Source organism: Pseudomonas sp. GW456-12-1-14-TSB6 (genome assembly GCF_059424205.1).
The window spans coordinates 46,434-67,751 of sequence record NZ_JBWKZE010000017.1; the positions used below are offsets into that span (position 1 = coordinate 46,434).

At 61.9% G+C, this 21,318-nt stretch carries 18 protein-coding genes; 10 read left to right on the forward strand and 8 right to left on the reverse strand.

The window, feature by feature from the left end; genetic code table 11:
- Window positions 1–9 precede the first annotated feature (9 nt).
- The 5 genes from lepB to pdxJ all read left to right on the forward strand — a co-directional run bounded on the left by lepB (window position 10) and on the right by pdxJ (window position 4,280).
- Complete coding sequence (gene lepB / locus AC07Y2_RS17110) at window positions 10–864, forward strand: signal peptidase I (RefSeq protein ID WP_074691207.1); 855 nt, start codon at window positions 10–12, stop codon at window positions 862–864.
- Between the two features lie 182 nt (window positions 865–1,046).
- Window positions 1,047–1,736: a ribonuclease III gene (gene rnc / locus AC07Y2_RS17115; protein ID WP_011332589.1), complete on the forward strand. Its 690-nt coding sequence runs from the start codon at window positions 1,047–1,049 to the stop codon at window positions 1,734–1,736.
- Entirely contained in the window at window positions 1,729–2,631 is a 903-nt protein-coding gene (era, locus tag AC07Y2_RS17120; protein WP_039769512.1) for a GTPase Era, read from the forward strand. Before rnc ends, era begins: the two co-directional genes overlap by 8 nt.
- 168 nt (window positions 2,632–2,799) lie before the next feature.
- Entirely contained in the window at window positions 2,800–3,489 is a 690-nt protein-coding gene (gene recO / locus AC07Y2_RS17125; protein WP_039769514.1) for a DNA repair protein RecO, read from the forward strand.
- A gap of 47 nt (window positions 3,490–3,536) precedes the next feature.
- Window positions 3,537–4,280, forward strand: coding sequence for a pyridoxine 5'-phosphate synthase (gene pdxJ / locus AC07Y2_RS17130; protein WP_064382428.1), 744 nt, complete (start codon window positions 3,537–3,539; stop codon window positions 4,278–4,280).
- 125 nt (window positions 4,281–4,405) lie between these two features.
- Here the strand turns inward: pdxJ and mltF are convergent, their stop codons facing one another.
- Window positions 4,406–5,866 carry a membrane-bound lytic murein transglycosylase MltF gene (gene mltF, locus AC07Y2_RS17135; RefSeq protein WP_011332593.1) on the reverse strand — a complete coding sequence of 487 codons (1,461 nt, stop codon included), beginning with the start codon at window positions 5,864–5,866 and terminating at the stop codon, window positions 4,406–4,408.
- Between the two features lie 285 nt (window positions 5,867–6,151).
- On the opposite strand from mltF, the gene purL reads away from it, so the two are divergent.
- Together purL and AC07Y2_RS17145 are read left to right on the forward strand one after the other, a co-directional pair.
- The gene (purL, locus tag AC07Y2_RS17140) at window positions 6,152–10,048 is read left to right on the forward strand and encodes a phosphoribosylformylglycinamidine synthase (protein ID WP_103386432.1); all 3,897 of its coding nucleotides are present in this window, start codon (window positions 6,152–6,154) and stop codon (window positions 10,046–10,048) included.
- A gap of 5 nt (window positions 10,049–10,053) precedes the next feature.
- Window positions 10,054–10,365 (forward strand): YqfO family protein, encoded by a 312-nt coding sequence (locus AC07Y2_RS17145; RefSeq protein WP_103386433.1) that lies wholly within the window; start codon window positions 10,054–10,056, stop codon window positions 10,363–10,365.
- A 707-nt stretch (window positions 10,366–11,072) separates the two neighbouring features.
- Here AC07Y2_RS17145 and nagE read toward each other — a convergent pair.
- From nagE to AC07Y2_RS17180, 7 genes are all read right to left on the reverse strand, one after another.
- On the reverse strand, window positions 11,073–12,788 hold the full coding sequence (gene nagE, locus AC07Y2_RS17150) for an N-acetylglucosamine-specific PTS transporter subunit IIBC (protein WP_103386434.1): 1,716 nt from the start codon (window positions 12,786–12,788) through the stop codon (window positions 11,073–11,075).
- Window positions 12,789–12,811: 23 nt separating this feature from the next.
- Window positions 12,812–15,325, reverse strand: coding sequence for a phosphoenolpyruvate--protein phosphotransferase (gene ptsP, locus AC07Y2_RS17155; RefSeq protein WP_103386435.1), 2,514 nt, complete (start codon window positions 15,323–15,325; stop codon window positions 12,812–12,814).
- Between the two features lie 35 nt (window positions 15,326–15,360).
- Window positions 15,361–16,383, reverse strand: coding sequence for an SIS domain-containing protein (locus tag AC07Y2_RS17160; protein ID WP_092163858.1), 1,023 nt, complete (start codon window positions 16,381–16,383; stop codon window positions 15,361–15,363).
- On the reverse strand, window positions 16,364–17,470 hold the full coding sequence (nagA, locus tag AC07Y2_RS17165; RefSeq protein WP_085666862.1) for an N-acetylglucosamine-6-phosphate deacetylase: 1,107 nt from the start codon (window positions 17,468–17,470) through the stop codon (window positions 16,364–16,366). The genes AC07Y2_RS17160 and nagA overlap by 20 nt, the downstream gene beginning before the upstream one ends.
- A 30-nt stretch (window positions 17,471–17,500) precedes the next feature.
- Window positions 17,501–18,232 carry a GntR family transcriptional regulator gene (locus AC07Y2_RS17170; protein ID WP_039769530.1) on the reverse strand — a complete coding sequence of 244 codons (732 nt, stop codon included), beginning with the start codon at window positions 18,230–18,232 and terminating at the stop codon, window positions 17,501–17,503.
- Between the two features lie 330 nt (window positions 18,233–18,562).
- Window positions 18,563–19,078 carry a L,D-transpeptidase family protein gene (locus tag AC07Y2_RS17175; RefSeq protein ID WP_039769532.1) on the reverse strand — a complete coding sequence of 172 codons (516 nt, stop codon included), beginning with the start codon at window positions 19,076–19,078 and terminating at the stop codon, window positions 18,563–18,565.
- Window positions 19,079–19,180: 102 nt separating this feature from the next.
- Window positions 19,181–19,732, reverse strand: coding sequence for an NUDIX hydrolase (locus tag AC07Y2_RS17180; protein WP_039769534.1), 552 nt, complete (start codon window positions 19,730–19,732; stop codon window positions 19,181–19,183).
- A gap of 147 nt (window positions 19,733–19,879) precedes the next feature.
- Between AC07Y2_RS17180 and AC07Y2_RS17185 the strand changes: the two genes are divergently transcribed.
- From AC07Y2_RS17185 to AC07Y2_RS17195, 3 genes are read left to right on the forward strand one after another with little or no spacing between them, the layout of a single operon-like run.
- Window positions 19,880–20,479 carry a CoA pyrophosphatase gene (locus AC07Y2_RS17185; RefSeq protein ID WP_039769535.1) on the forward strand — a complete coding sequence of 200 codons (600 nt, stop codon included), beginning with the start codon at window positions 19,880–19,882 and terminating at the stop codon, window positions 20,477–20,479.
- A 47-nt stretch (window positions 20,480–20,526) separates the two neighbouring features.
- Window positions 20,527–21,051: a gamma carbonic anhydrase family protein gene (locus tag AC07Y2_RS17190; RefSeq protein WP_025112181.1), complete on the forward strand. Its 525-nt coding sequence runs from the start codon at window positions 20,527–20,529 to the stop codon at window positions 21,049–21,051.
- Window positions 21,048–21,263 carry a DUF1289 domain-containing protein gene (locus AC07Y2_RS17195; protein WP_007954618.1) on the forward strand — a complete coding sequence of 72 codons (216 nt, stop codon included), beginning with the start codon at window positions 21,048–21,050 and terminating at the stop codon, window positions 21,261–21,263. The genes AC07Y2_RS17190 and AC07Y2_RS17195 overlap by 4 nt, the downstream gene beginning before the upstream one ends.
- Window positions 21,264–21,318: the final 55 nt, after the last annotated feature.

The following is a 21,318-nucleotide window of genomic DNA, read 5'->3' on the forward strand; positions in this document are numbered from 1 at the left end:
TCAGGTCCTATGTCACTAAATTTCCCGCTGTTGCTGGTCATTGCCGTGTTCGTCTGCGGTCTGTTGGCGTTGCTCGATCTGTTGATCCTGGCACCGCGTCGGCGTGCCGCCATCGCCTCCTATCAGGGCAGCGTCAGCCAGCCTGATGTGGTGGTGGTCGAGAAGCTGAACAAGGAACCGCTGCTGGTCGAATATGGCAAGTCGTTCTTCCCGGTGCTGTTCATCGTGCTGGTGCTGCGTTCGTTCCTGGTGGAACCGTTCCAGATTCCGTCCGGCTCGATGAAACCGACCCTGGACGTCGGCGACTTCATTCTGGTGAACAAGTTTTCCTACGGGATCCGTTTGCCGGTGATCGACAAGAAGATCATCGAAGTCGGTGACCCACAGCGCGGCGATGTGATGGTGTTCCGCTACCCGAGCGACCCGAACGTCAATTACATCAAGCGTGTGGTCGGCCTGCCGGGCGATACCGTGCGGTACACCGCCGACAAGCGCCTGTTCGTCAACGGCGAGTCGATTGCCGAGCAACTGGTCGGCTCCGAGCCGGGTACGTTGGGCAGCGCGGAACTCTACAAGGAAAAACTCGGCGCCGCCGAGCACCTGATCCGCAAGGAAATGAGCCGCTACCGCGCCACGCCGGACCATAGCTGGACCGTGCCGGCCGGTCACTACTTCATGATGGGCGACAACCGCGACAACTCGAACGACAGTCGCTACTGGGATGATCCGAACATTCCCAAGGATCTGCTGGGCATGGTTCCCGACCAGAACATCGTCGGCAAGGCCTTCGCGGTCTGGATGAGCTGGCCGGAACCGAAACTCAGCCACCTGCCGAACTTCTCGCGGGTCGGCCTGATCAAGTAAACAAACACGGCGCTGTTGACCACAGCGCCGAATGCATTTCTGGCGTCGGCACAACCGGCTCCGGGGCATGAAGCCACGATATTCAGGACGTCATTTTTGAACACAGCGTTAATTGTCCCAGGCCTGCGCCGTATCCCGGCGATGGCAGTGGAATCCAGCCACGAACTCAGCGTGGGTAAACCGTGAGCGTTTCTCTAAGCCGTCTCGAGCGTCAGCTCGGTTACACCTTCAAGGACCAGGAACTGATGGTCCTGGCCCTTACGCACCGCAGCTTTGCCGGACGCAACAACGAGCGTCTGGAATTCCTCGGCGATGCGATCCTCAACTTTGTTGCCGGCGAAGCCTTGTTCGACCGTTTCCCGCTGGCTCGCGAAGGCCAGTTGTCGCGTTTGCGCGCACGGCTGGTAAAAGGTGAGACGCTGGCGGTGCTGGCCCGCGGTTTCGATCTGGGCGATTACCTGCGCCTGGGTTCCGGCGAGTTGAAGAGCGGCGGTTTCCGTCGCGAGTCGATTCTGGCCGACGCCCTTGAAGCGCTGATCGGTGCGATCTACCTCGACGCCGGCATGGAAGTCGCCCGCGAGCGCGTACTGGCCTGGCTGGCCGGCGAGTTCGAAGGCCTGACGCTGGTCGACACCAACAAGGATCCGAAGACCCGCCTGCAGGAATTCCTGCAATCGCGCGGCTGCGAATTGCCGCGTTATGAAGTGGTGGATATCCAGGGCGAGCCGCACTGCCGTACCTTCTTCGTCGAGTGCGAAGTTGTCCTATTGAATGAAAAAAGCCGGGGTCAGGGTGTGAGCCGTCGTATTGCCGAACAGGTAGCGGCCGCCGCAGCACTGATTGCCCTGGGTGTGGAGAATGGCAATGACTGATACAAACGCAACGCGCTGTGGCTATGTTGCCATCGTCGGCCGTCCCAACGTGGGCAAGTCCACGCTGCTGAACCACATCCTCGGCCAGAAGCTGGCGATCACCTCGCGCAAGCCGCAGACCACTCGCCACAACATGCTCGGGATCAAGACCGAAGGCGACGTGCAGGCGATCTACGTCGACACTCCCGGCATGCACAAGGGTGGCGAAAAGGCCCTGAACCGCTACATGAACAAGACTGCTTCGGCCGCGTTGAAAGACGTCGACGTGGTGATCTTCGTGGTCGACCGTACCAAATGGACCGAAGAAGACCAGATGGTTCTGGAGCGCGTGCAGTACGTGACCGGCCCTTTGATCGTCGCCCTGAACAAGACCGACCGCATCGAAGACAAGGCCGAGCTGATGCCGCACCTGTCGTGGTTGCAGGAACAGCTGCCGAATGCGCAGATCATTCCGATCTCGGCGCAACACGGGCACAACCTCGACGCGCTGGAAAAGGTCATCGCCGACCATCTGCCGGAGAACGATCACTTCTTCCCGGAAGACCAGATCACCGACCGCAGCAGCCGTTTCCTCGCCGCCGAACTGGTCCGCGAGAAAATCATGCGCCAGCTCGGCGCCGAGCTGCCGTACCAGATCACCGTGGAAATCGAAGAGTTCAAGCAGCAGGGGGCGACGCTGCACATTCATGCGCTGATCCTCGTCGAGCGTGACGGCCAGAAGAAAATCATCATTGGCGACAAGGGCGAGCGCATCAAGCGCATCGGCACCGAGGCACGCAAGGACATGGAGCTGCTGTTCGACTCCAAGATCATGCTCAACCTGTGGGTCAAGGTGAAGGGCGGCTGGTCCGACGACGAGCGTGCGCTGCGTTCGTTGGGTTACGGCGACCTGTAAGCGCTGATCCCGAGAACACCGATACCCACTGTGGGAGCGAGCCTGCTCGCGATAGCGGTATTTCAGTCGACATCCTTGTTGTCTGATACACCCTCATCGCGAGCAGGCTCGCTCCCACATTAGTTTTTGGGTTTGTGTGTAAAACTGCGTTTCGTCATCGAGAACTCAATGTCGCAAAGCCCGCCTCCCGCCCAACCCGCCTACGTCCTCCACTCCCGCGCCTACCGCGAAACCAGCGCCTTGGTGGACTTCCTCACGCCGCAAGGTCGGCTGCGGGCGGTGTTGCGCAGTGCACGGGGCAAGGCCGGGACATTGGCGCGGCCGTTCGTGCCGCTGGAAGTGGAGTTTCGCGGCAAGGGTGAGTTGAAGAACGTCGGGCGCATGGAGAGTGTCGGCAACGCCACGTGGATGGTCGGCGAGGCGCTGTTCAGCGGCCTGTATCTCAACGAACTGTTGATTCGCCTGTTGCCCGCCGAAGACCCACACCCGGCAGTATTCGATCATTACGCGGCGACCTTGCTGGCATTGGCCGAAGGCCGGCCGCTGGAGCCGCTGCTGCGTTCTTTCGAATGGCGGCTGCTCGACGACCTCGGTTATGGCTTTTCCCTGAACACCGACATCAACGACGAACCCATCGCTGCGGATGGCCTATACCGTTTGCAGGTGGATGCCGGGCTCGAACGGGTCTATCTGCTGCAACCCGGCCTGTTCAACGGCACCGAACTGCTGGCCATGGCCGAAGCCGACTGGTCGGCACCGGGCGCGCTGTCCGCCGCCAAGCGCTTGATGCGCCAAGCTTTGGCCGTGCATCTGGGCGGTCGTCCTCTCGTCAGTCGCGAGCTGTTTCGCAAGCCCTGATCTCGCCGTATGCTGTGCGCCGAATCTTTCCATTCAGGAGCGCATCCGTGACCACCAGCAATCGCATTCTTCTTGGCGTGAACATCGACCACGTCGCCACCCTGCGTCAGGCCCGGGGCACGCGCTATCCGGATCCGGTCAAGGCAGCGCTGGACGCGGAAGAGGCGGGCGCTGACGGCATCACCGTGCACCTGCGCGAAGACCGTCGGCACATTCAGGAGCGCGACGTGCTGCTGCTCAAGGATGTGCTGCAAACCCGCATGAACTTCGAAATGGGCGTCACCGAAGAGATGATGGCGTTCGCCGAGCGCATCCGTCCGGCGCACATCTGTCTGGTCCCGGAGACTCGTCAGGAGTTGACCACCGAAGGCGGTCTGGATGTGGCAGGGCAGGAAGAGCGGATCAGGGCGGCGGTCGAGCGTCTGTCGAAGATCGGCAGCGAGGTATCGCTGTTCATCGACGCCGACGAGCGGCAGATCGCTGCGTCGAAGCGCGTCGGCGCACCGGCCATCGAGCTGCACACCGGGCGTTACGCGGATGCCGAAACGCCGACCGAAGTGGCTGAAGAGCTCAAGCGTGTGGCGGACGGCGTGGCCTTCGGTCTGGCCCAGGGCCTGATCGTCAATGCCGGCCATGGCCTGCACTATCACAACGTCGAGGCGGTTGCCGCGATCAAGGGCATCAACGAGCTGAACATCGGTCATGCGCTGGTGGCGCACGCGTTGTTCGTAGGCTTCAAGTCTGCTGTCTCTGAAATGAAAGCGCTGATCCTGGCCGCCGCCAAACACTAAGCCTCAACAAAAAAAACTGTGGGAGCGAGCCTGCTCGCGAAAGCGCTGTATCAGTCAACGATGATGACGGCTGACACGACGCCTTCGCGAGCGGGCTCGCTCCCACATTTATTTTGGGGTGTTTGTTACAACGGGGCGGGCTCTTGAGCGGGTTTCGACTTGTCGATCCCCGGCACATGCAGGTTGCCCTCGGCCACCTGATCGCCTTCAAGCTGCGGCTGGGTCACCCAGGTCAGGATGTCGTAGTAGCGACGGATGTTCGCCACGAAATGCACCGGTTCGCCGCCCCGGGCATAGCCGTAGCGGGTCTTGCTGTACCACTGCTTCTGCGACAGGCGCGGCAGGATCTTTTTCACATCCAGCCACTTGTCCGGGTTCAACCCTTCCTTGGCCGCCAGTTTGCGCGCGTCATCCAGATGACCGCTGCCGACGTTGTAGGCCGCCAGGGCAAACCAGGTGCGATCCGGTTCCTGGATCGACTCGTCGAGCTGATCCTTCATGTAGGCCAGGTACTTGGCGCCGCCCATAATGCTCTGCTTCGGATCGAGGCGGTTGGACACGCCCATGGCCTGGGCAGTGTTCTGGGTCAGCATCATCAGCCCGCGCACGCCGGTCTTCGAGGTGACCGCCGGTTGCCACAGCGATTCCTGATAACCGATCGCCGCCAGCAGGCGCCAGTCGACTTTCTCTTTCTTGGCGTAGGCCTTGAAGTGCTGTTCGTATTTGGGCAGCCGCTGCTGCAAATGTTGGGCGAAGGTGGTGGCGCCCATGTAGCCGAGGACGTCGACGTGGCCGTAATAGCGGTCTTTCAGACGTTGCAGGGTGCCGTTCTTCTGCACCTTGTCCAGATAACTGTTGATCTCGTTGAGCAGGCTGTTGTCTTCGCCGGCGGCCACGGCCCAGCTCTGGCTGCGCGCGTCGCCGAGGTCGAAGGCCACGCGGATGTTGGTGAAGTACACCTGGTTCATCGCCACTTCGTTGGAATCGACCAGGGTCAGGTCGATCTGACCTTCATCGACCATGCGCAGCAGGTCGACCACTTCAACGGCGTCGGACTCTTCGTACTGGATGCCAGGATATTTCTGTTTCAGCTCCGCCAGTTGTTCGGCGTGGGTGCTGCCCTTGAGCACCATGATCTTCTTGCCCACCAGATCGCCCGCATCGGTAGGGCGTGACTGGCCGTTGCGATAGATGATCTGCGGGGTGACTTCGAGGTAGGAGCGGGAAAAGCGCACCTGTTTCTTGCGCTGTTCGCTGCTGACCAGGCCGGCGGCCGCCAGTACCGGGCCGTTAGGCTTGCCGACCTGGTTGAACAGGTCGTCGAGGTTGTCGGCGGTTTCGATCTTCAGCTCGACCCCCAAATCGTCGGCAAAGCGCTTCACCAGCTCGTATTCGAAGCCGGTTTCACCGCTGCGATCCTGAAAGTAGGTGGCGGGGCTGTTTCGGGTGACCACCCGCAGCACGCCATCCTCCTTTACGCGCTCGAGTGTGTTGGGTTTATCAACACAGCCACTGAGCATCAGGAAGAGTCCGGTAGCGATCAGCCATTTGGCGTATCGCGGACGCAAAGCCGTTGGGGAAAACATGTGCGCAGTATACGCAAAGGACAACGGGCGCCATATCTCGACAGTCGAGGGGTTGTCTGCTAGGCATCACAAAACCGCGCGAAACCCCGCAGAAACGGGCCCGAAAGGCATTTTGTGACAGAAAAAATAACCCGCCTTGCAATACCCCATAAATTTGACCCTCAAGGCAGGAACACCACTCGACATCCGGGTGCAACCGTGCGTAGCGTTTCGGGTGATGTTGAGGGCGGTTTAGGCTAGAATGCACGGCCTCAAAGCACACCCCTTCCCGAGGCTGTCCCGAAGATGTTGATCCTGCGCGGCGCTCCTGCCCTTTCTGCCTTTCGCCACAGCAAACTCCTTGAGCAACTGAGCCAGAAGGTTCCAGCTGTCAGTGGCCTGTATGCTGAATTCGCTCACTTCGCCGAAGTCACCGGCGTCCTGACCGGCGACGAACAGCAGGTGCTTGCGCGCCTTCTGAAGTACGGTCCAAGCGTTCCGGTTCAAGAGCCGACCGGTCGTCTGTTCCTGGTGTTGCCGCGTTTCGGCACCATCTCGCCATGGTCGAGCAAGGCCAGCGACATCGCCCGCAACTGCGGCCTGAGCAAGATCCAGCGTCTGGAGCGCGGTATCGCGTTCTATGTGGCCGGTCAGTTCAGCGAAGCCGAAGCACAGCAGATTGCCGATGTACTGCATGACCGCATGACGCAGATCGTTCTGGCCAACCTCGAGCAGGCCGCCGGTCTGTTCAGCCACGCCGAACCGAAGCCGCTGACCGCTATCGACATCCTCGGCGGCGGTCGCGCCGCGCTGGAAAAAGCCAACGTCGAACTGGGCCTGGCCCTGGCCGAAGACGAGATCGACTACCTGGTCAACGCCTTCAACGGTCTCAAGCGCAACCCGCACGACATCGAACTGATGATGTTCGCCCAGGCCAACTCCGAGCACTGCCGCCACAAGATCTTCAACGCCAGTTGGGATATTGACGGCGAGAGCCAGGAAAAAAGCCTGTTCGGCATGATCAAGAACACCTATCAGATGCACAGCGAAGGCGTGCTGTCCGCTTACAAGGACAACGCCTCGGTGATCGTCGGCAACGTCGCCGGCCGCTTCTTCCCGGATCCGGAAACCCGCCAGTACGGCGCGGTGCAGGAGCCGGTGCACATCCTGATGAAGGTCGAAACCCACAACCACCCGACCGCGATCGCTCCGTTCCCGGGCGCGTCTACCGGTTCCGGTGGCGAGATCCGCGACGAAGGTGCAACCGGTCGTGGCGCCAAGCCGAAGGCCGGCCTGACCGGTTTCACCGTGTCGAACCTGCAGATCCCTGGCTTCGAACAGCCTTGGGAAGTGCCGTACGGCAAGCCTGAGCGCATCGTCAACGCGCTGGACATCATGATCGAAGGCCCGCTGGGCGGCGCCGCGTTCAACAACGAATTCGGTCGTCCGGCCCTGACCGGCTACTTCCGTACCTTCGAACAATCGATCACCACTCCGCACGGTGACGAAGTTCGCGGTTACCACAAGCCGATCATGCTGGCTGGCGGCATGGGCAACATCCGTGAAGAACACGTCAAGAAAGGCGAGATCGTTGTCGGCTCCAAGCTGATCGTGCTCGGCGGCCCGGCGATGCTGATCGGCCTGGGCGGCGGCGCTGCTTCCTCCATGGCCACCGGCACCAGCTCGGCGGATCTGGACTTCGCTTCGGTTCAGCGTGAAAACCCTGAAATGGAACGTCGCTGCCAGGAAGTCATCGACCGTTGCTGGCAGCTGGGTGACAAGAACCCGATCAGCTTCATCCACGACGTGGGTGCGGGCGGTCTGTCCAACGCCTTCCCGGAACTGGTCAACGACGGCGACCGTGGTGGCCGTTTCGAACTGCGCAACATTCCGAACGACGAACCGGGCATGGCCCCGCACGAAATCTGGTCCAACGAATCCCAGGAACGTTACGTTCTGGCGGTCGGCCCGGCCGACTTCGAGCGCTTCAAGGCGATCTGCGAACGTGAGCGTTGCCCGTTTGCCGTTGTCGGTGAAGCCACCGCCGAGCCGCAACTGACCGTGACCGACAGCCACTTCGGCAACAACCCAGTGGACATGCCACTGGAAGTGTTGCTGGGCAAGGCGCCGCGCATGCACCGTTCGGTGGTTCGCGAAGCCGAGCTGGGCGATGACTTCGATCCGTCGAACCTCGACATCGGCGAAAGCATCGAGCGCGTTCTGCACCACCCGGCCGTGGCAAGCAAAAGCTTCCTGATCACCATCGGCGACCGCACCATCACCGGCCTCGTGGCCCGTGACCAGATGGTCGGCCCTTGGCAGGTTCCGGTGGCCGACGTGGCCGTCACCGCCACCAGTTTCGACGTCTACACCGGTGAAGCGATGGCGATGGGCGAGCGCACTCCGCTGGCGCTGCTGGATGCGCCGGCGTCGGGCCGCATGGCCATCGGCGAAACCCTGACCAACATTGCCGCTTCGCGCATCAACAAGCTCTCCGACATCAAACTGTCGGCGAACTGGATGTCCGCTGCCGGCCATCCGGGCGAAGACGCGCGTCTGTACGACACCGTGAAAGCGGTCGGCATGGAACTGTGCCCTGAGCTGGGCCTGACCATTCCGGTTGGCAAGGACTCGATGTCCATGGCCACCCGCTGGAACGACAACGGCGAAGACAAGACCGTCACCTCGCCAATGTCCCTGATCGTGACCGGTTTCGCGCCAGTGGCTGACATCCGTCAGACCCTGACTCCGGAACTGCGCATGGACAAGGGCACCACCGACCTGATCCTGATCGACCTCGGTCGCGGCCAGAACCGCATGGGCGCCTCGATCCTCGCGCAGGTTCACGGCAAGCTCGGCAAGCAGGCTCCGGACGTCGACGACGCCGAAGACCTGAAAGCGTTCTTCGCCGTGATCCAGGGCCTCAACGCCGACGGTCACCTGCTGGCTTACCACGACCGTTCCGACGGTGGTCTGCTGACCTCCGTGGTGGAAATGGCCTTCGCCGGTCACTGTGGTCTGAGCCTCAACCTGGACAGCGTTGCCGAAAGCTCCGCTGAAATCGCCGCCATCCTGTTCAACGAAGAACTGGGTGCCGTGATCCAGGTTCGCCAGGACGCGACCCCGGACATCCTCGCCCAATTCAGCGCTGCCGGTCTGGGCGACTGCGTTTCCGTGATCGGTCAGCCGATCAACAATGGCCAGATCAACATCACCTTCAACGGTGACACCGTGTTCGAAGGCCAGCGTCGTCTGCTGCAACGTCAGTGGGCCGAGACCAGCTACCAGATCCAGCGTCTGCGCGACAACGCCGACTGCGCCGAGCAAGAGTTCGATGCACTGCTGGAAGAAGACAACCCGGGCCTGAGCGTCAAGCTGAGCTACGACGTCAACCAGGACATCGCCGCGCCTTACATCAAGAAAGGCATCCGCCCACAGGTTGCCGTACTGCGTGAGCAGGGCGTCAACGGTCAGGTGGAAATGGCGGCAGCGTTCGACCGCGCCGGTTTCAACGCGATCGACGTGCACATGAGCGACATTCTGGCCGGCCGTGTCGACCTGAACGAGTTCAAGGGTCTGGTGGCCTGCGGTGGTTTCTCCTACGGCGACGTTCTCGGCGCCGGTGAGGGCTGGGCCAAGTCCGCACTGTTCAACAGCCGTGCCCGCGATGCGTTCCAGGGCTTCTTCGAACGTAACGACAGCTTCACCCTCGGCGTGTGCAACGGTTGCCAGATGATGTCCAACCTGCACGAGCTGATCCCGGGCAGCGAATTCTGGCCGCACTTCGTGCGCAACCGCTCCGAGCAGTTCGAAGCGCGCGTGGCGATGGTTCAGGTTCAGGAGTCGAACTCGATCTTCCTGCAGGGCATGGCCGGTTCGCGCATGCCGATCGCCATCGCTCACGGTGAAGGCCATGCCGAATTCGAAAGCGAAGAGGCACTGCTCGAAGCCGATTTGTCGGGTTGCGTGGCGATGCGTTTCGTCGACAACCACGGCAAGGTCACCGAAGCTTACCCTGCCAACCCGAACGGTTCGCCGCGCGGGATCACCGGCCTCACCAGCCGCGACGGTCGCGTGACGATCATGATGCCGCACCCGGAGCGTGTGTTCCGCGCCGTGCAGAACTCGTGGCGTTCGGAAGACTGGAACGAAGACGCACCCTGGATGCGTATGTTCCGTAACGCTCGTGTGTGGGTGAACTAAGCGCTGTGTACAAGCTCGGGTTTTTTGTTCCTGACAGTCATGTTGAGGTGGTCAAAGGGGCTGTGTTCGCTGCCGGTGGTGGGCGGATTGGTGACTATGACCACTGTGCTTGGCAGGTGCTTGGTACGGGTCAGTTTCGGCCTCTGGACGGGAGTCAGCCGTTCATTGGTGAGGCGGGGCGGGTTGAGCGGGTCGAGGAGTGGAAGGTTGAGCTTGTCGTTTGCGATGAGTTGATTCGCTCGGTAGTGGCGGCTCTTAAGTTGAGCCATCCCTACGAGACGCCGGCTTATGAGGTTTGGCGGTTGGAGGATTTTTGATCTTCCTTGGCTGCTGAAACGGGAAGCCCGCTGAGAGTGATTTCAGCGGGTTTTTTGGTTTTTGGGATTGAGTGAATATCCGTTGCTTCGGGTGTTGCCACTGGCGGTTTCGCCCTTACGGCGAGTCACTTTTTTCAAACGCCCGGAATGCCGGCCCAGAAAAAAGTAACCAAAAACGCTGGGCCCCGGCGTTCGGCACCTCGCTTTGGCTCGGTGTTCCTTCGTTCCGGGATTCATCCGGGGGCATCGCCTACGGTTTGCTTCGCTGCACCTCCTCTCGATGCATGCGGCTGCGCCGCACGGTCGCTGCGCTCCCACCCCCGGATAAATCCCTCCACTCAGCCTGCCGATGGGGCCGGCACGTCAAAGCCTTACTCGAGCTAACGCTCATCGTGTTGAGTGGTGGGGAGCGAAAGCAGAAGCGGAAGCAGGAAGCAGGAAGCAGGAAGCAGGAAGCAGGAAGCAGAAGGTAACTTTGTACTGCTTGATCGTTCCCACGCTCCGCGTGGGAATGCAGCCTGGGACGCTCCGCGTTCCATTTTCGAATGTTTAAAGATGTGTGGGTTTTACCGAATCTTCCCATTTGGTTTTAGCTTGCCCCTCGGAAGCTCCGGTCCTGCGGTGGTTGCTTCAAATGAAACAGGAAACCCGGCCTGGGCCGGGTCTCTTGTTTGTAATCGCTTAAAGTCAAAACTGGATGGCGACCATCAGACTTTTGCACTCACCTCACTCCGATTAACCAACCCCTCCAACGCCGCACTCAGGCTCTGCGCCCGATCCCCCACCAGCAAGTGCCATACGCCATCTTCCAGCGCGCTCACACCCAGACATCCAAGTTCTTTCAATCGGCTTTCCGACAGCGCTTTGCCATCGGCCAGTTGCAGGCGGATCCGGCTCATGGCGATGCAGTCGAGTTGCAGCACGTTGTCGCTGCCGCCCAGGGCGCTCAGCCATTGCTGGGCCTGGGGTGCGGCTATAGCAACGGGCTCGCTGGTTTCGACGACGGCGACAGGAGCAGTCGCTGCGGCTCGGCCCAATGCGGGCATCGCCAGGCGGATTTCGTCGGCAATGCTGTCGGCCATCGGCCCGACGACCACCTGCAGACTGCCGCCCTTGCCCGGACGTACCACGGCCATTGCACCCAGTGCTTTCAAATCGGCATCGGAGGCTTTGTTGCGATCGACCATTTCCAGTCGCAGCCGCGTGGTGCACGCGCCGACGGTGACCAGATTCTCGGCACCTCCCAAGGCTTTGATGTACGCAGCGGCGCGCTCGTTTTCTGTCAGCACGGATTTCTCGGCAGCGGTCACGTCTTCACGTCCCGGCGTTTTCAGATTGAAACGGCGGATACAGAAGTCGAACACCGCGTAATAGATGACGGCATAAACCAGTCCCACCGGCACCACCAGCCAGCCGTTGGTGGAGCGTCCCCAACCCAGCACCATGTCGATGAAACCGCCGGAGAAGGTGAAGCCGAGGTGAATGTTCAGCGCATTGGTAATCGCCATCGACAACCCGGTCAGCAACGCATGCACCAGATACAGCAGCGGCGCCAGAAACATGAAGGCAAATTCGATGGGCTCGGTCACCCCGGTCAGGAAAGAAGTCAGGGCCATCGACAGGAAGATCCCGCCCATGACCTTACGGCGTTCCGGCAGGGCGTTGCGGTACATCGCCAGGCACGCGGCCGGCAGGCCGAAGATCATCATCGGGAACATGCCGGTCATGAACTGGCCGCCCTTGGGATCGCCGGCGAAGTAACGCGACAGATCGCCAGTGACCAGAGCACCGGTGGTCGGGTCGGTGAAGTTGCCGAACACGAACCACGCCATGTTGTTGAGGATATGGTGCAGGCCGGTGACGATCAGCAGGCGGTTGAACACGCCGAAGACGAAGGCGCCGAAGCTGCCGCTTTCCATCATCAGGCTGCCGAAGCTGTTGATGCCTTGCTGGATCGGCGGCCAGATGTAGCCGAACACCACGCCCAGACCGACCGCCGCGAACCCGGTGACGATCGGCACAAAACGCCGACCACCGAAGAAGGCGAGGTACTCCGGCAGCTTGATGTCCTTGAAGCGGTTGTACAGCGCGCCGGCCATCAGGCCGCTGACGATCCCGGCGAGCATGCCCATGTTGATGCTGGCGTCGAGCACCTTGAGGGTGGAGATCATCACCAGGTAGCCGATCACTCCGGCGAGGCCGGCGGTGCCGTTGTTGTCACGGGCGAAGCCGACCGCGATGCCGATGGCGAAGATCATTGCCAGGTTGGCGAAGATCACCTGGCCGGCGTCGTGGATGATCGCGATGTTCAGCAGGTCAGTGTCGCCCAGGCGCAGCAGCAGGCCGGCGATCGGCAGGATCGCGATCGGCAGCATCAGCGCGCGGCCGAGGCGTTGCAGGCCTTCGATGAAGAGTTGGTACATGGCGTTTGTCCTTGTTGTTTTTGTTAGCGCAGAGGCCAATGTTGATGACAGGCATGACGCACCGCGGCGGCGCTGCTCAGCTTGAGCAAGTCCCGGGCGAGGCGTTGGCATTCGGCTTCGTGCAGCTGGCGCACGCGGTCCTTGATTTCGCCGATCTGTACCGGGCTCACCGACAGTTCGGTCACGCCCAGGCCGATCAGTACCGGCGTCGCCAGCGGATCCGAGGCGAGGGCGCCGCACACGCCCACCCAGCGTTTATGCACCGCCGCGCCTTCGCAGGTCATGGCGATCAGGCGCAGCAACGCCGGGTGCAAGGCATCGACCCGCGCGGCAAGGCCGGCGTGGTCGCGGTCCATGGCCAGGGTGTATTGCGACAGGTCGTTGGTGCCGATGGACAGGAAGTCGGCGTGCTCGGCCAGTTGCTCGGCTTGCAGGGCGGCGGCCGGGACTTCGATCATCACGCCGATTTCCGGACGTTGATTGATGCCCAGTTCCAGACACAGCGCATCTACCCGTTGGCGGATGTGCAGCAATTCGTCGACCTCGGTGACCATCGGCAGCAGGATCCGGCAACGCTGCAACGGGCTGACTTGCAGCAGCGCACGCAGTTGCTGATCGAGGATTTCCGGGCGGGCCTGGGCCAGGCGAATGCCGCGCAGGCCGAGCACCGGGTTGGCTTCCACTGGCAGTGGCAGGTAGTCGAGTTGCTTGTCGCCGCCGACGTCGATGGTGCGGATGATCACCGACTTGTCGCCCATGGCATCGATCACGGCTTGATAGGCAGCGCGTTGCTCTTCGACGTCCGGCGCAGTCTGGCGGTCGACGAACAGAAATTCGGTGCGCAACAGGCCGACGCCATCGGCGCCATTGGCAAACGCATCGGCCGCTTCATGGCTGGAGGCGACGTTGGCGACCACTTCGATGGATACGCCGTTGCGGGTTTCGGCCGGCAGATGGGCCTGGGCCTGCTGGGCGTCGCGCCGTTGTTGACGGTCGATTTGCGCCTGCTGCACTTCGGCCAGACGCTCGGCATTCGGCGTCAGCTCGAGGCGACCGCCGTCGGCGTCGAGGACCACCGACAGGCCTTGCGCTTGATCGAGCAGCGCCGAGCCCAGTGCGACCACGCACGGCAGGCCTTTGCCCCGAGCCAGAATCGCCACGTGGGAAGTCGCGCCACCTTCGGCCATGCACAAACCTGCGACGCCTTGCGCGCTCAGTTGCAGCAGGTCCGAAGGCGTCAGTTCGTGAGCGGCGACGATGGCGCCGGTCGGCACGTCGTAATGCCAGGCTTCGCCGAGCAGGGCGCGCAGCACTCGTTGCCTGAGGTCGCGCAGATCGTTGGCGCGCTCGGCCAGCAGTGGGCTGCCGGTGTTTTGCAGCACTTGGCATTGCGCATCGATGGACTGGCTCCAGGCGTGGGTCGCCGCCGTGCCGGTTTCAATCGATTGCTGGGCGGCGTCGAGCAAGGCCGGGTCTTCCAGCAAGGCCAGGTGCGCGGCGAAGATCGCTTCTTCGTCGGCATTGCGCTGTTTTTTCGCCTGGGCGAGGGTGCCGTCGATTTCGCTGCGAACCTGATTCAGCGCGGTGTCGAGAATCTGTAGTTGATGTTCGGGCTGATGATTGCCGCTGTCGGCCGGCAGGCTGATCGCGTTCAGACGAAACAGCGGCCCGCCGACCAGGCCCGGTGCGGCGCACACACCGTGCAACACGCCAGCCTCTGCCGGGCGATTGCGTGGAGCGGCGGCAACCGGTGCGGCAGCGTGATGGTCTTCGGGCAGTGCGGTGGCCAGCGCAGTGAGCAAGGCTTGCAGCGCAGCCTGTGCGTCCGGGCCCTGGCAACTGACCTGCACTTCGTCCTGCTCGCCAATCGCCAGGCCCATCAAGCCGATGAGGCTGTTGCACGATGCCGACTTGCCGGCGAAATGCAGCTGCGATTGGCTCTTGAACCCTTGCGCGGTCTGGCGGATCAACGCCGCCGGGCGCGCATGCAGACCGCCGCGATGGGCAACCTGCACGTGACCGAGAACTTCCGGGCCGCCGAGTTCTTCTGCATTCGCCGCTGTGCTGTGACGAGCGACGATGTGCAGCAGCGGCTCGCCGACCTTCACCGTTTTCAGGGTGATGGGGCGCGCCTGGAAATCCTGGCTGTTGGTCAGGATCAGCAGGCTGACCAGGCTTTTGCACTGGCGGCCGACCTTGTCCAGGTCATAGCGCAGCAGCGGCTGGCCATTGCTGACCCGCGCGCCTTCCTTGACCAGCATCGAGAAGCCTTCACCTTGCAATTCCACTGTGTCCAGACCGAGGTGCAGCAACAGCTCGGCGCCGTTGTCGGCGCGCACGGTCAGCGCATGGCCGGTGCGGGCGACGTGGATCACCACCCCGGCGCAGGGCGAATACAGGGTGTCGTTCAGCGGATCGATGGCAATGCCGTCGCCCATCGCGCCGCTGGCGAACACCGCGTCCGGAACGTTGGCGAGCGTGAGCACCGGGCCGCTGAGCGGGGCGCTTAAAGTCAGCTCTTTATTGTTGTTGTGCATGGCTCGGTCTCATCAGGAAAACGTTCGGTTCGGACTCAGTGCGTACGGGTGACTTTGCTCAGGTGTCGCGGCTGATCCGGGTCCATGCCACGGGCCACGGCCAGACCGGCCGCCATCACGTAGAAACTCTGGATCGCCAGGATCGGATCGAGGGCCGGGTGTTCGGCACGGCTGAGGGTTAGGTCGCGTTCGCTCACGTCATCCGGCGCGGCCAGCAGCACGCGGGCGCCGCGCTGACGCATCTCGGCTGCCAGGCTCAGCAAGCCGGCCTGTTCGGCACCGCGTGGGGCGAAGACCAGCAGCGGGTAGTGCTCGTCGATCAGGGCCATCGGGCCGTGACGGACTTCGGCGCTGCTGAAGGCTTCGGCCTGGATCGCCGAGGTTTCCTTGAATTTCAGCGCGGCTTCCTGGGCAATGGCGAAACCGGCGCCACGGCCGATCACCATCAAACGCTCGCAATCGCGCAGGGCGTCGATGGCCAGGCTCCAGTCCTGTTGCGCGGCTTCGCGCAGGCCTTCGGGCAGAGCGTTGTGCGCTTCCAGCAATTCGGCGTCTTCTTTCCAGTGGGCGATCAGACGGGCGCTGGCGCTGAGGGTGGCGATGAAACTCTTGGTCGCGGCGACGCTGCTTTCGGTGCCGGCCAGCAATGGCAGGCTGAATTCGCACGCAGCCTCCAGCGGCGAATCGGCGGCGTTGACCATCGACACACTGAGCGCGCCACGTTTGCGCAGCAGGCGCAGGCTGTTGACCAGATCCGGGCTCTGCCCCGATTGGGAAAACGCGAACGCAACCTGACCGCTGACCTTCAACGGCGCCTGTTGCATGGTCACCACCGACATCGGCAGCGACGCCACCGGAACCCCCAGTTGCTGCATGGTCAGGTAGGCGAAGTAGCTCGCCGCATGGTCGGAGCTGCCTCGGGCGACGGTCATTGCCACTTGCGGCGGCTGACGGCGCAGGCGCCCGGCGATCTCGATCATTTGCGGGTCGAGCTGCTGCAGTTGGGCTTGCACGGCCTCGAACGAGGACAGCGCCTCCTCAAGCATTTTTGAAGTCAATGTCTTCTCCTTCGACCATGACGGCGGTCAGTGTGAGTGAGCGATCCAGCCGCACGCAGTCGGCCCAGGCGCCAGGTGCAAGGCGCCCGCGTTCGGTGATGCCGAGGTAGTCGGCGGGGAATTGCGAAAGACGCTGTGAGGCCTCGGCGATCGGCAGACCGATTTTCACCAGATTGCGCAGGGCCTGATCCATGGTCAGGGTGCTGCCGGCCAGCGTGCCGTCGGGCAGGCGCACGCCGCCCAGGCATTTGGTGACGGTGTGGCTGCCGAGCTTGTACTCGCCGTCGGGCATGCCGGCGGCGGCGGTCGAGTCGGTCACGCAGTACAGGCACGGAATCGAACGCAGGGCCACGCGGATCGCGCCGGGGTGCACGTGCAGCAAATCCGGAATCAGCTCGGCGAATGTGGCGTGGGCGAGGGCGGCGCCGACGATGCCCGGCTCGCGGTGATGCAGCGGGCTCATGGCGTTGTACAAGTGGGTGAAACTGGTGGCGCCGGCTTCGAGGGCGGCGACGCCTTCCTCGTAACTGCCGAGGGTGTGGCCGATCTGCATGCGGATGCCACGGCTGCTGAGTTCACGAATCAAGCCGTCATGGCCGGCGATTTCCGGGGCGATGGTGATCACGCGGATCGGTGCTAGCGCCAGATAGTCTTCGACTTCGGCCATCAACGCGGTGTGGGCGAAGTTCGGCTGGGCGCCGAGTTTGCCGGGATTGATGTACGGGCCTTCGAGGTGAACGCCGAGGACTCGGGCGGAGCCTTTCGGGCGCTGTTCACAGAACTCGCCGACTTCCCTGAGCACGCTGGAAATCTCGGCACTCGGCGCGGTCATGGTGGTGGCCAGCAGCGAGGTGGTGCCGAAGCGCACGTGGGTCTTGGTGATGGTCTCGAACGCGCTGGCGCCTTCCATGATGTCCTTGCCGCCACCGCCGTGGACGTGCAGGTCGATGAAACCCGGCAGCAGATACGGCAAGTCATTGGTCACCGGATCGCAAGGCACGCCTTCGATCGACACGACCCTGCCGTGTTCGTGGATCAGCCGGCCGCGAATCCAGCCGCCAGCGGTGAGGATGTTGTCTTCAGACATTTCGCTTCTCTCGTTTGGCCTGGCTGCTGATCAGCGGCGAAGCTCTGCAACAAAGTCGTAGTAGTCGTTGCGGCAATAGGTGTCGGTGACTTCGATCGGCGTGTTGTCTTCCAGGTAGCCGACCCGGGTCATCAGCAGCATCGCGGTGCCGGGGGCGATGCCGACCAGTGCGGCGAACTCATCCGAGGCGTTGATGGCCTGGATGTGTTGCAAGGCGCGCACGATCGGTTTGCCGATGCTGTCGAGGTGTTCGTAGAGGGAATCGCCCACCACCTGTGGCTTGGGCATGATCGAGGCGGGCAGGGTGCTCATCTCGATGGCCATCACGGTGTCGTCGGCTTTGCGCAGGCGTTTCATGCGAGCAACCTTGTCGTTCGGTGACAGGCCGAGGCGGATCAGTTCTTCGTGGGTGGGCAGGGTGATTTCCCGTTCCAGCCATTGCGAGCTGGGCACGAAGCCCTTGAGGCGCAGCATTTCGCTGAAACCCGACAAGCGTGACAGCGGTTGTTCCAGGCGTGGGGTGATGAAGGTGCCGGAACCTTGCAGGCGGCGGATCAAACCTTGGTCGAGCAGAACCTCCAATGCCTTGCGCGCGGTCACTCGGGAAATCCCCAGCAGTTCGCTGAGATTGCGCTCCGACGGCATCGCCTGTTCGGCTTTCCACTGGCCGGCATGGATCGCCGCTTCCAGGTTGCGCGCCAGTTGCAGGTATAGCGGCGTCGGCTGGGAGTCGTCGGGGCGTAGGGCGTGGAGGTCGTTCATGTAAGGCATTTCCGGCGCTGATGTAGGATTGTTGTCGCTCGGTTGTCGGGCGAAAACTAATACCACTTGCATACCATGTCAACGCGTCGGAAATGCCTGTAGGCCTATGGGTTCGAGGGTTTCAAGGTGGGTGGTTTCAAGTGGTATTAGAGGTGGACTGTAAAACGCAAAAGATCGCAGTCTGCGGCCGTTCTGGCGGGTGAAAGTGGTATCACCGTTCAGGCCTGGCCGCAGGCTGCGATCTTTTGAATTTATTTTTTACGGGCGACCAATGGTCAGGAGAAAGGGCCGCATCGCGGCCCGCAGAGAGCTGGCACCCTGGTGAAAGAATCAGGGGCGGATTTCGATCATCGTGCCATCCGGCACCAGGTTCCAGACTTCGCGCATGTCGATGTTGCGCATGGCAATGCAGCCGTCGGTCCAGTCGAGGGTGTGGAACAGTTGTTCCGGGGTGTCCTCGGAGTCGGGTGTGCCATGGATCATGATCATTCCGCCAGGCTCGACGCCTTCGCGCCGTGCGCGGGCGGAGTCGCTGATGTTCGGGTAGGAGATGTGCATCGACAGGTTGAATTTGTCACTGGTCTTGCGCCAGTCGATCCAATAGAAACCTTCCGGTGTGCGTTTGTCGCCTTCAATCAGTTTCGGGCCTTTTTTCGCCCCTTTGCCCAAGGAAATACGATAGCTCTTGAGTGGCTTGCCGTCGGCTATGAGCTGCAGTTGATGAGCCGATTTGAGCACCAGTACTTTTTCGATGAATGGGGTGTTCGAAGGCGTCACGGTGGTCACGAATGACGCTTGGGAGGCGGTGACGAATGACAGGCAGAACAGGGCAAGCAACCAGCGCATTGAAACGATTCCCCGGAAATGAAGCAGATACTTTATTTATAGATAGTGTGCAGGCGCTGTCGCGGGCTGCGTTAGCCGGTTATCGGCCGGCCGCCGCCGAAATCAAGTGATGGCCGGTTGAGCGAGCGGCGGGATCGATTCGGAGCGAACCGGATAGACCTCGACGCGCCGGTCAGCGAAGAAGCATTCCAGAGTACGGCCCACCGTGCGGAAAGCCAGCTCGTCCCAGGGAATGTCTTTCTCGTCGAACAATTGCACTTCCAGGCTTTCGGGTCCGGCGGCGAAGTCCAGATCCGCCAGCTCGGCGCGGAAAAACACATGCACCTGACTGATGTGCGGCACGTCGATCAGGGTGTAGATGCTCAGGTTGCGCACCCGGGCGCAGGCTTCCTCGGCGGTTTCGCGGATGGCGGCCTGTTCGATGGTCTCGCCGTTCTCCATGAAACCGGCAGGCAGGGTCCAGTAACCGAGGCGTGGCTCGATGGCGCGGCGACACAGCAGGACCTTGGTGCCCCAGGTCGGTACACAACCGGCCACGATATTGGGGTTCTGGTAGTGAATCGTCTGACAGCTGTCGCAGACGAATCGCAGCCGCGAGTCGCCTTCGGGAATGCGCTGGGTCACCGGGTTGCCGCACTGGCTGCAAAATTTCATGCTGGGGTTCCTGAATGCTGCGCCTATCTTGGCGTGCAGCGGTGTCAGTCGGCAAGTTGTCGTTTCGCGACATGACCCCCGTTCGGGGGTTGGGCGGTCGCAATGATTGGTGCATGATGCAGGGTAAGGCACCGATCGAGAACACTTATGCTGGACGAGCTACTGCACCGGGTAAGCAATCACACGCCGCGCACGCTGGAGACCGACACGCGTTTCCCCGAGGCCGCTGTCCTGGTGCCGATTACTCGCAGTGACGAACCCGAACTTGTCCTCACCCTGCGGGCCAGCGGCCTTTCGACCCACGGCGGCGAAGTCGCCTTCCCCGGTGGACGACGGGATCCGGAAGACCCGGACCTGGTGTTTACCGCTCTGCGTGAAGCCGAAGAGGAAATCGGCCTGCCGCCGGGACTGGTCGAAGTGATCGGTCCGCTCAGCCCGCTGATTTCCCTGCATGGCATCAAGGTCACTCCGTATGTCGGGGTGATTCCCGATTTTGTCGAATACCAGGCCAATGATGCCGAGATCGCTGCGGTGTTCAGTGTGCCGCTGGAGTTCTTCCGCAAGGATCCGCGCGAACACACCCACCGCATCGACTATCAGGGTCGCAGTTGGTACGTGCCGAGCTATCGTTACGGCGAATACAAGATCTGGGGGCTGACGGCAATCATGATCGTCGAGTTGATCAACCTGCTCTATGACGCCAGAATCAGCCTGCATCAACCGCCCAAAAGCTTCATCAATACCTGAAGCCATCCTTCGAATGGCCAGCCATCGTGAGCCCTGAGGAAAACAAGATGAAATACCGCCTGGGCGACGCCCGAGTCGACACCCATCCGCAGAGCTGGGTCGCCCCCAATGCCGTGCTGGTGGGCAAGGTCAGACTGGAAGAGGGCGCCAACGTCTGGTTCAACGCCGTGCTGCGCGGCGACAACGAACTGATCCTGATCGGCAAGAACAGCAATGTTCAGGACGGCACGGTGATGCACACCGACATGGGCTATCCGCTGACCATCGGCACCGGCGTGACCATCGGCCACAACGCCATGCTCCACGGCTGCACGGTCGGCGACTACAGCCTGATCGGCATCAACGCAGTCATTCTCAACGGCGCGAAGATCGGCAAGAACTGCATCATCGGCGCCAACTCGCTGATCGGCGAAGGCAAGGAAATTCCTGACGGCTCGCTGGTGATGGGCTCGCCGGGCAAGGTGGTGCGCGAACTCACTGAGCCGCAGAAGAAAATGCTCGAAGCCAGTGCCGCGCACTATGTGCATAACTCCCAGCGCTATGCGCGCGATCTGGTCGAGCAGGAAGAATGACAACCCCGGAAAGACCTGTCGCCTCGCCGTGCGTGAGCATTTGCGCGCTGGACGAAGACGATATTTGCACCGGTTGCCAGCGCACGGTCGAGGAGATCACTCGCTGGAGCCGCATGACCAATGATGAACGCCGGGTTGTGCTCGGGCTGTGCCATGAGCGGGCCAAGGCCAGTGGCCTGGTCTGGATGATCGGCAAAACGCCGGGGCAATAGCCGATTTGATTGGCGTCATCGAAGGGCTGAAGTAACCTGTGCGCCAAATTGACAG

What these genes read in the sequence shown, in the direction of transcription:
- AC07Y2_RS17190 (WP_025112181.1), top strand. Translation starts at nt 20,527, where the DNA reads ATGAAATACCGCCTGGGCGACGCCCGAGTCGACACCCATCCGCAGAGC.
- purL (WP_103386432.1), top strand. Translation starts at nt 6,152, where the DNA reads ATGTTGATCCTGCGCGGCGCTCCTGCCCTTTCTGCCTTTCGCCACAGC.
- lepB (WP_074691207.1), top strand. Translation starts at nt 10, where the DNA reads ATGTCACTAAATTTCCCGCTGTTGCTGGTCATTGCCGTGTTCGTCTGC.
- mltF (WP_011332593.1), bottom strand. Translation starts at nt 5,866, where the DNA reads ATGTTTTCCCCAACGGCTTTGCGTCCGCGATACGCCAAATGGCTGATC.
- nagA (WP_085666862.1), bottom strand. Translation starts at nt 17,470, where the DNA reads ATGTCTGAAGACAACATCCTCACCGCTGGCGGCTGGATTCGCGGCCGG.
- AC07Y2_RS17170 (WP_039769530.1), bottom strand. Translation starts at nt 18,232, where the DNA reads ATGAACGACCTCCACGCCCTACGCCCCGACGACTCCCAGCCGACGCCG.
- era (WP_039769512.1), top strand. Translation starts at nt 1,729, where the DNA reads ATGACTGATACAAACGCAACGCGCTGTGGCTATGTTGCCATCGTCGGC.
- AC07Y2_RS17195 (WP_007954618.1), top strand. Translation starts at nt 21,048, where the DNA reads ATGACAACCCCGGAAAGACCTGTCGCCTCGCCGTGCGTGAGCATTTGC.
- recO (WP_039769514.1), top strand. Translation starts at nt 2,800, where the DNA reads ATGTCGCAAAGCCCGCCTCCCGCCCAACCCGCCTACGTCCTCCACTCC.
- ptsP (WP_103386435.1), bottom strand. Translation starts at nt 15,325, where the DNA reads ATGCACAACAACAATAAAGAGCTGACTTTAAGCGCCCCGCTCAGCGGC.
- AC07Y2_RS17175 (WP_039769532.1), bottom strand. Translation starts at nt 19,078, where the DNA reads ATGCGCTGGTTGCTTGCCCTGTTCTGCCTGTCATTCGTCACCGCCTCC.
- AC07Y2_RS17180 (WP_039769534.1), bottom strand. Translation starts at nt 19,732, where the DNA reads ATGAAATTTTGCAGCCAGTGCGGCAACCCGGTGACCCAGCGCATTCCC.
- nagE (WP_103386434.1), bottom strand. Translation starts at nt 12,788, where the DNA reads ATGTACCAACTCTTCATCGAAGGCCTGCAACGCCTCGGCCGCGCGCTG.
- AC07Y2_RS17185 (WP_039769535.1), top strand. Translation starts at nt 19,880, where the DNA reads ATGCTGGACGAGCTACTGCACCGGGTAAGCAATCACACGCCGCGCACG.